Genomic DNA, 8,007 nt, shown 5'->3' with positions numbered 1-8,007 from the left:
GGATGGGGGCGGGCAGGGAGGCGCAGCCCACCGCGAGCAGCAGTCCCGCCAGTCGCAGCCAACTCCAGCGGCCATTCACCAGTCGCTCCGTGACGCTGACATTCCCCTCTCTCTCGGCCAGGGCCCGGGCCAACTCCTCGCGACGGGCTCGTTCCCGGGCACGCTCCAGGACGAACTCGAGAGAGGGGGGTCTTTCTATTGTCATGTTCGAAGCCATCGTGGAGCGCTTCCTTGCCCAGAGTCCACAGGCCTTCGCTGCACGCGATGCTTTCCTGCGGGTGCGGGAGCATGCCCGCAATCCCTCTCCAATCACCAAGGGCGCCTGTGTTTCATCTGTTGCTTGAGTTCCAGGCTCCAAACTGTCACAGGGAGGCGTTTCACTCCCAGGGCGGGTCCCCCCGCCCTCCTTGAGAAGGTGGACGCGATGATGCGTGGAACGGCAGTGCGAAGCGCGGTGCTGGGCATGTCCGCGGTGGGCCTGATGGGCGCCTGTGGCGGCCAGCCGGAGCAGACCCCGGCCCCCGAGGGCGGCGACACGGTGACGACGGCGACGCAGCAGCTGGTGCCGGCTCCGCCCGCTCCGTTCGACAGCTACCTGTACATCGCGGGCACGCTGCCCGTGGGCGGCGCGGTGACGTCGAACACCGGCACGTCCGCGAACTACGAGGGCTTCAAGCTCAACGTCGCGGCGAACACGCAGGTGGCGCTGGAGGTCACCCACCTGGGCACCGGCATGGGCGTGGACACCGGCCTGTACGTGTACGGTCCCAAGACGCAGTACGGCTACGGCTTCATGCCGCTCTACGGGGACGACGACTCCGGCTACGGCGAGCTGAGCAAGATTCCGCTCGCGACCTTCAACCAGGCGGGCGAGTACCTGGTGGTGGTGGGCTGGAGCAACGGCCTGGCCAAGCAGTACCGCCTCCAGGCCTCCTGCGTGGGCGGCGCGTGCGTGGCGAACCCCTCTCCGGCGCCGGCCAATGCCCCGGTGACGCTGGCGGCGTTCCCGCTCGACGGGACCCTCAACGCGGTGCTCGGCGGGGCCAACGCGTACCGCGAGGACATGTACTCCTTCCTGGACCGGTATGACTTCGCGTGGCCGTACTCGACGCACGCCTCGCTGGACGCGGCGGCGGCGGCGGTGCTCGCGCGCAGCGAGTACAAGGGCTACCGCAACGACCCGAACCCGGGCACGTACACCTACGCGGCGTTCCTGCCGCGGATGTACCTGCAGTTCCAGCCGCTGCACCAGGCCATCCTGGACACCTACGGCGAGAGCGCCGCGAACGCGCAGGTGAAGAGCTACTTCCGCGAGTTCAGCACCGGCCCCAACGGCGACAACTGGCGCACGCTCAACATCATCCTGCTGCCCGAGTCCCGCCACGTCATCGTGTACGAGCAGACCGCCCACGAAATCTGACGCGCGACGAGCAGCCCCGAAAACACCACCGCCCTCCTCTTCGCGTACCGGAAGGGGAGGGCGGTCTGTTTTTCAGCGCTGCACTGCCAGGTCAGCTCACGGCGCGTGCGCCGGGGCGGGCTCGTGCGAAGTGGGCGTCTCCTCCTCACCGCTGGACCGCTTCGCGTCCCCACGCACCTTCTGCATGAGGATGTAGAGGCCCGGGATGAAGATGAGGTTGACGATGGTGGACACCAGCATGCCGCCGAACACCGCGGTGCCCAGCGAGTTGCGCGCCGCCGCGCCCGCGCCGGACGCCGTCATCAGCGGCACCACGCCCAGGAGGAACGCGATGGACGTCATGAGGATGGGGCGCAGGCGGACTTCCGCCGCCGTCACCACCGCCTCCAGCGCGCTCTTGCCCTGCTCGCGCAGCTGCTCCGCGAACTCCACGATGAGGATGGCGTTCTTGGACGCGAGGCCCACGAGCATCACCAGACCCACCTGGCAGAACACGTCGTTCGCGTAGCCGCGCGCCACCTGCAATCCCAGCGCGCCCATGATGGCCAGCGGCACGGACAGGATGATGACGAACGGGAGGCTGAAGGACTCGTACTGCGCCGCCAGCACCAGGAACACGAAGAGGATGCCCAGGCCGAAGATGATCATCGTCTGCCCGCCGGACTCCTTCTGCTCCAGGCTGATGCCCGTCCACTCGGAGGACATGCCCTGGGGCAGCGCCGCCTGGGCCACCTGCTCCATGGCCTCCAGCGCCTGGCCGGACGACACGCCGGGCGCGCCCTGGCCGTTGATCTCCACGGAGCGGAACAGGTTGTAGTGCTTGATGACCTGCGCGGAGACGATGGGCGTCACCTTCACCAGCGACTCCAGCGGAATCATGTCGCCCGCGTCCGTGCGTGCGTAGAAGGATCCGATGTCCTGGGGGCTGTCGCGGAACTGCTGCTCGGCCTGGACATACACGCGGTAGGTGCGGCTGGCGTAGTTGAAGTCGTTGACGTACTGGCTGCCCATGTAGAGCTGCATCACGCCGAAGATCTGCTCAATCGGCACCCCCAGCGCCTTGGCCTTCTGGCGGTCCACCTCCACGTCCAGGATGGGCGTGTTGGCGTTGAAGGGGGTGAAGACGCCGCGCAGGCGGCCCTCCTCGTTGCCCTTCTGCACCATCTCCTGCGTGGCGTTGGCCAGGTCTTCCAGCGAGTGGTTGCCGGCGACGTCCTCCACGATGAACTGGAAGCCGCCGACGCTGCCCACGCCGCGGATGGCGGGGGGCTGGAAGGGGATGACGCGCGCGCTGCCAATCTTGCCCAGCGGCCCGCGCAGCCGCTCCACCAGCGCGGCCACGGACTGGTCCTTGCCCGTGCGCTCCTCCCACGGCTTCAAGGCCGTGAAGACGGTGGCGTAGTTGGAGCCGTTGCCGCTGGGGGAGAAGCCACCGATGGCGAACATCACGCTCACCTCCGGCTGGGCCTTGAGCACCGCCTCCACCTCCTGGAGCACCTTCTCCGTCTGGCTGAGGGCCATGCCCTCCGGCCCCTGCACGGAGATGATGACGTAGCCCTGGTCCTCATCCGGGATGAAGCCCGTGGGCGCCGAGCGGAACAGCATCACCGTGACGCCAATGCAGGCGAGGAACGCCACCAGCACGATGAGCGGGTGCACCAGCAGCTTGCGCAGCCCCTTGCCGTACATGTCGCGCGTCCAGTCCAGCACCTGGTCCACCTTGCGGAAGAACACCCACTTGGGGCCGTGGTGGTGCTTGAGCAGCCGCGCGGACAGGGCGGGCGTGAGCGTCAGCGCGCAGAAGGTGGACAGGGCCACCGACGCGGCGATGGTGAGCGCGAACTGCCGGTAGATGGAGCCCGTGGTGCCCGGGAAGAGGGCCACCGGGATGAACACCGCCACCAGCACCACGGAGATGGCCACCACCGCGCCAGCCACCTCCTTCATGCCTTCGCGCGCCGCCTGGAACGGGCTGAGCCCGCGCTCCGCCATCAGGCGCTCGATGTTCTCGATGACCACGATGGCGTCGTCCACCACGAGACCCGTGGCCAATGTGAGGCCGAAGAGGGTCAGCGTGTTGATGGAGAAGCCCATCAGGTAGACGAACGCGAACGTGCCGACGAGTGACACCGGCAGGGTGAGCGCGGTGATGAGAACGCTGCGCCACCCGTGCAGGAACAGGAAGATGACCAGGATGACGAGCGCGATGGCTTCAATGAGGGTGTGGATCACCTCGTTGACGGAGGCGCGCACCGCGAGCGTGGTGTCCGTGCCCACGCGGTACTCCAGGCCCGGCGGGAAGGACTGCGACAGGCGGTCCAGTTCCTTGATGACGCCGTCGCGCACGTCCAGCGCGTTGGCGGTGGGCAGCTGGAAGATGGCCAGGCCCACGCCGGTGCGGCCGTTGAAGCGCAGCAGGGTGCTGTAGTTCTCCGCGCCCAGCTCCACGCGGCCCACGTCCTTCACCGTGACGGCGCGGCCGTCGTTGTTGCGCATGAGCACGATGTCGCCGAACTCCTCCGGCTCCACCAGGCGGCCCCGGGCGCGCACGGCAATCTGGTACGGCTGCTCGTCGCTGGACGGCGGCTGGCCCACCTGGCCCGCGGCCACCTGGAGGTTCTGCTCCTGGAGCGCGCGCACCACGTCCTGCGGCGTCATGTTCCGGCGCGCCAGCTCGGACGGATCCAACCACAGGCGCATGGAGAACTTGCGCTCACCGAAGATGCGCACCTCGCCCACGCCGCGGACGCGTTTGATGGCGTCCTTGAGGTTCACGTCCGCGTAGTTGGAGAGGAACTTCGCGTCGTAGCGGTTGTCCGGGGAGGACAGGCCCACCGTCAGCAGCATCTGGCTGGAGGCCTTGTTCACCACGATGCCCGTCTGGTTCACCTGCGCGGGCAGGCGGGCCGCGGCGCGGCTCACGCGGTTCTGCACGTCCACCGCCGCCACCTCGATGTTGCGCGTGGGGGCGAAGGTGACGGTGATGGTGCTGGTGCCGTCGTTGCTGCTGGTGGAGGTGATGTAGCGCATGTCCTCCACGCCGTTGAGCTCCTGCTCCAACGGGATGGTGACGGCGGACTCCACCACCTCGGCGCTGGCGCCGACGTAGGTGCTGGTGACGGTGACCTGCGGCGGCGCCAGGTCCGGGTACTGCGCGATGGGCAGCGTCGGGATGGCGATGACGCCCACCAGCGTCAGGATGATGGAGCAGACGATGGCGAAGACAGGCCTGCGGATGAAGAAGTCGACGAACACGGTGTGGCGCCTCTCTTGAATTCGCCTGCTAGCGGCTGCCGCCGGTGGTGCCGCCGCCACCGGACGCGGTGCGGGGCAGCTGGGCGTTGGTGGGGGTCTCGTCGGCCCTCACGGTGCCCGTCGGCTGGGGGGATGCGTCGTTGTTCACGGAGACCTGCTTGGGGATGACGGGCATGCCGTCGCGCAGCATGTGCAGCGACGACACCGCGACGAGGTCGCCCTGCTTCAGGCCGCCCTCCACCACGTAGGACATGTCGCCCAGCTGCCCCAGCGCCACCGGGCGGCGCTCCACCAGCGTCTTGCCGTCCTTCTTCTCCACCACCATGGCGAAGGGCTGGCCGCTCTGGCGCACCACCGCGAGCGCCGGAATCTGGAGCGCGTCCCGCGTGGAGTACACCAGCCGCGCCCGCAAAAGCTCACTGGGGCGCAGGCCCACCGTGTTGCGGAAGGCGGCCTTCACCTCCACCAGCTGCGTGCGAGGGTCCGTCTGCGGCGCCACGTAGAAGACGGTGCTGGAGAGGATGACCCGGCCTTGCTGATCCAACAGCTCCAGCTGCGTGTCCGGCTTGAGCGACCGTGCGCGGAACGACGGCACCGACACGCTGACCTCCAGCGCGTCCGCCTGGGCCACCGTCGTGAGCGTCGTGGTGGCGCTCACGAAGTCACCCACGCGCACCAGCACGTCGCCCATGGTGCCCGCGAACGGCGCGCGCACCACGTGGAACTGCAGCTGCACCTGACGCTGGGCCACGTTCGCGCCCGCCGCGCGCGCCGCGGCCTCCGACGCCTTCACCGCCGCCTGGGCGCGCTCCAACTCCTGCACGCTGGCCAGGCCCTCGCGGTTGAGGGACTCCGTGCGCGCCAGGGTGCGCTTCGCCAGCTCCAGCTCCACCGCGGAGGAGCTCTGCTGGGCCTGCGCGCTGTCCAGCGCCGCGGTCTCCTGGCGCGCGTCCACCTCAATCAGCGGCGTGCCGGCCTCCACCTTCTGGCCGGGCTTCACCAGGATCTTCCGGATGTAGCCGTTCACCTGCGGCAGCACCGTCACGCTCTGCCGCGACAGGAGCGAACCCAGGTACTCGCCGGTGTCCCGCACCTCGTGCGGCGCCAGCGCCACCACCTGCACCTCGCGCGGCGGCGGAGCGGCCTTCGCCTCCGGCTTGCCCGAGCACCCGGCCGCGCCAGCCACCAGCGCCGCGCCCAACACCGTCTTCGTCATCAGCGCCTTCAGGGGGCGTACCCTCGTCACCAGTCGCACCGGGCCTCCGTCAGGAACGCGTCCAGGCGGGCCTGGACGAGCTCGAATTCCCTCAAAACCAACGCGAGCTGCGCCTGGCGGAGGGCGGCTCCGCTCTGCACCAGCTCCAAACTGCCACCTCGTCCCACCTCGAAGGCCCGGCGCGTGAGCCGGTCCGTCCGGTCCGCCAGCTCCACGGACTCGGCAGCGGTCTTCAACAGCGCCTCGGCCACTTCCACTCCACGCCGCGCGCGAGAAACCTCCACACCCACGTTGCGGCGGTTGGCCTCCAGCGACTGGGCGGCCTGTTCTTCAATGCCCGCGCGCTCGCGCACGAGCCCTTCGCGCTGACCGCCCTCCCACAGGGGCATGGACAGCACCGCGGACACGTTCCAGGTGCCGAAGCGGCCAAAGCCGGGGTCGGTGGTGAAACCCACCAGCGTGCTGCTCAGTCCCAGGGTGGGCAGGTAACCGGCGGAAGCCTGGCGCCGGCTCTCCCGGGCCGCGTCCACGTTGGCCCGCTGGGCCACCAGGTCCGGCCGGTTGGCCAGGTCCTGCAGGGGGGCGCAGTCCTGGCGCGTCTGCTCCACCAGCCCGCCCAGGTTGAACTCCGGGTTGACGCCCACGCCGTGGTCCTCGCCCAGGGACAGGCCCAGCGACTCACGCGTCCGGCGCAGCTGCTCGTCCCCGGCCACCAGCGCCTGCCGGGCCACCGCCACGTCCTGGCTCACCCGCACCACGTCCAGCTGGGTGCCGGCGCCCAGCTCGAACGAGCGCTGGGTGATGGCCTGGCGCTCCAGCGCCTGACGCAGGCCCACGCGGTTGACCTCCGCGGCGCGCTCGGCGGCCACCGTGGCCACCAGCACCTGCGCCAGCCCCTGGGTGAGGCGGCGCTGCACGTCCTGGAGGCTGGCCACGGACGCGGACTCGGAGGCCTTCGCGGACGACAGGCCCCGCCATGCGCCTACATCGATGATGGACTGGGTGAGGGACGCGGACACCGTGCCCAGGGGCGCGCTGGGACCCGCCACCCCGGTGCCGGTGTTGGAGCCGCCCACGAAGCCGCCGCCCGCGGCGGAGGGCACGTCCGGGTGGAGCACGTCCACGCCCACGCCCGCGGTGGCCCGCGCGTTGGGCAGCAGAAGGCCCAGGGACTGACGCCACCGGCCCTGCGCGCGCGACACGCCGGCTTCCGCGTTGCGCAGGTCCGTGGAGCGCTGGCGCACCCGGGTGAGGGCGTCATCCCACGTCTTCACCTGCTCCGGCGCGGCCGGGACGGGCGTGAGCATGGGGTCGTCCACCTTCGGCTGGAAGGGGACGGGGGCCGGCGCGGCCGCGGCGGCGCTGGCGTCAGGTGTGGGCTGCTGGGGGGCGGGAGACGCGGACGGCGCCTGTTGCGTGGCGGCGAGGAGGAGGACGAGGAGGGCGCTGGAGGTGGCCATACTCTGGAGCGGCGGGTCTTTCCGGCAGGAGCGAGTGGTGGTACCCACCCCGGGTTCCCTGCGCGCGGTCAAGATGTAATTGACAACCGTTGTTGAATGCAATCATCTCTTACGCCCATGACCATCGCTGAGCAAGTGGCATCGACGCGACGCGCAGTGGTCCGACTGCTCACCCAAAAAGTGGGTGAGCAAACGGATCGGCCGCTGATGCAGCTGCTCGTGCTCAAGAACATCGGAATCCACGGCATCCACAGCCAGGCGCAGATCGCGGAGCGGCTGCTCATCGACGCGCCCGCCGTGAGCCGGCTGGTGGACCGGTTGGAGGAGGATGGGCTGGTGGAGCGCCGCGCGGGGGAGAACCGCCGCTGCGTGCGCCTGGAAATCACCGACGCGGGGCGCCGGGAGATCCAGGCCCTGGAGCTCGCCGCGCGGTGGGTGGATGCCCAGGCGCGCGAGTTCCTGGCGCCGCCGGAGGTGGAGGTGCTGTCGTGCCTCCTGGAGAAGCTGCAGACGGGGCTGTGCCAGCTGCTGGGCAACGAGCCCGCGAATCCGCCGCGCAAGGACGACCCGCCCTGCGGGCCGCCCTCCTCCAACAACGACAACGGGTGACGACGGGAGGTGGAGGGCCGGGCGCGATGCCCGTCCCGCCGCCGCCC

General features: G+C 69.8%; 6 protein-coding genes. 2 read left to right on the top strand and 4 right to left on the bottom strand.

The features are described from left to right. A partial coding sequence (locus D7Y11_RS44750; protein ID WP_233607553.1) for a hypothetical protein occupies positions 1-217 on the bottom strand: 217 nt, incomplete at its 3' end. Positions 218-424: 207 nt separating this feature from the next. Between D7Y11_RS44750 and D7Y11_RS40180 the strand changes: the two genes are divergently transcribed. After that, complete coding sequence (locus D7Y11_RS40180; RefSeq protein ID WP_233605284.1) at positions 425-1,420, top strand: hypothetical protein; 996 nt, start codon at positions 425-427, stop codon at positions 1,418-1,420. 96 nt (positions 1,421-1,516) lie between these two features. Here the strand turns inward: D7Y11_RS40180 and D7Y11_RS40175 are convergent, their stop codons facing one another. From D7Y11_RS40175 to D7Y11_RS40165, 3 genes are read right to left on the bottom strand one after another with little or no spacing between them, the layout of a single operon-like run. Then, positions 1,517-4,675, bottom strand: a complete 3,159-nt coding sequence (locus D7Y11_RS40175) for an efflux RND transporter permease subunit (protein WP_126936314.1) — start codon at positions 4,673-4,675, stop codon at positions 1,517-1,519. A gap of 28 nt (positions 4,676-4,703) precedes the next feature. Continuing rightward, a complete protein-coding gene (locus tag D7Y11_RS40170) occupies positions 4,704-5,891 on the bottom strand; it encodes an efflux RND transporter periplasmic adaptor subunit (protein WP_126936313.1) in 1,188 nt (395 codons plus the stop codon). 26 nt (positions 5,892-5,917) lie between these two features. Further along, on the bottom strand, positions 5,918-7,351 hold the full coding sequence (locus D7Y11_RS40165) for a TolC family protein (protein WP_126936312.1): 1,434 nt from the start codon (positions 7,349-7,351) through the stop codon (positions 5,918-5,920). 207 nt (positions 7,352-7,558) lie between these two features. Here D7Y11_RS40165 and D7Y11_RS45285 point away from each other — a divergent pair, with 207 nt between their 5' ends. Then, positions 7,559-7,960, top strand: coding sequence for a MarR family winged helix-turn-helix transcriptional regulator (locus D7Y11_RS45285; RefSeq protein ID WP_233605283.1), 402 nt, complete (start codon positions 7,559-7,561; stop codon positions 7,958-7,960). Positions 7,961-8,007: the final 47 nt, after the last annotated feature.

It is taken from the genome of Corallococcus sp. AB018 (assembly GCF_003986945.1).
GTDB classification, from domain to species: Bacteria; Myxococcota; Myxococcia; order Myxococcales; family Myxococcaceae; genus Corallococcus; species Corallococcus exiguus.
Note: the sequence above shows the minus strand (reverse complement) of the source record. Positions and strands in the feature narration are given on the sequence as shown.

Bases quoted from the DNA above. Each gene is read 5' to 3' on its own strand.
- D7Y11_RS45285 (WP_233605283.1), top strand. From the start codon at position 7,559: ATGCAGCTGCTCGTGCTCAAGAACATCGGAATCCACGGCATCCACAGC.
- D7Y11_RS40165 (WP_126936312.1), bottom strand. From the start codon at position 7,351: ATGGCCACCTCCAGCGCCCTCCTCGTCCTCCTCCTCGCCGCCACGCAA.
- D7Y11_RS40170 (WP_126936313.1), bottom strand. From the start codon at position 5,891: ATGACGAAGACGGTGTTGGGCGCGGCGCTGGTGGCTGGCGCGGCCGGG.
- D7Y11_RS40180 (WP_233605284.1), top strand. From the start codon at position 425: ATGATGCGTGGAACGGCAGTGCGAAGCGCGGTGCTGGGCATGTCCGCG.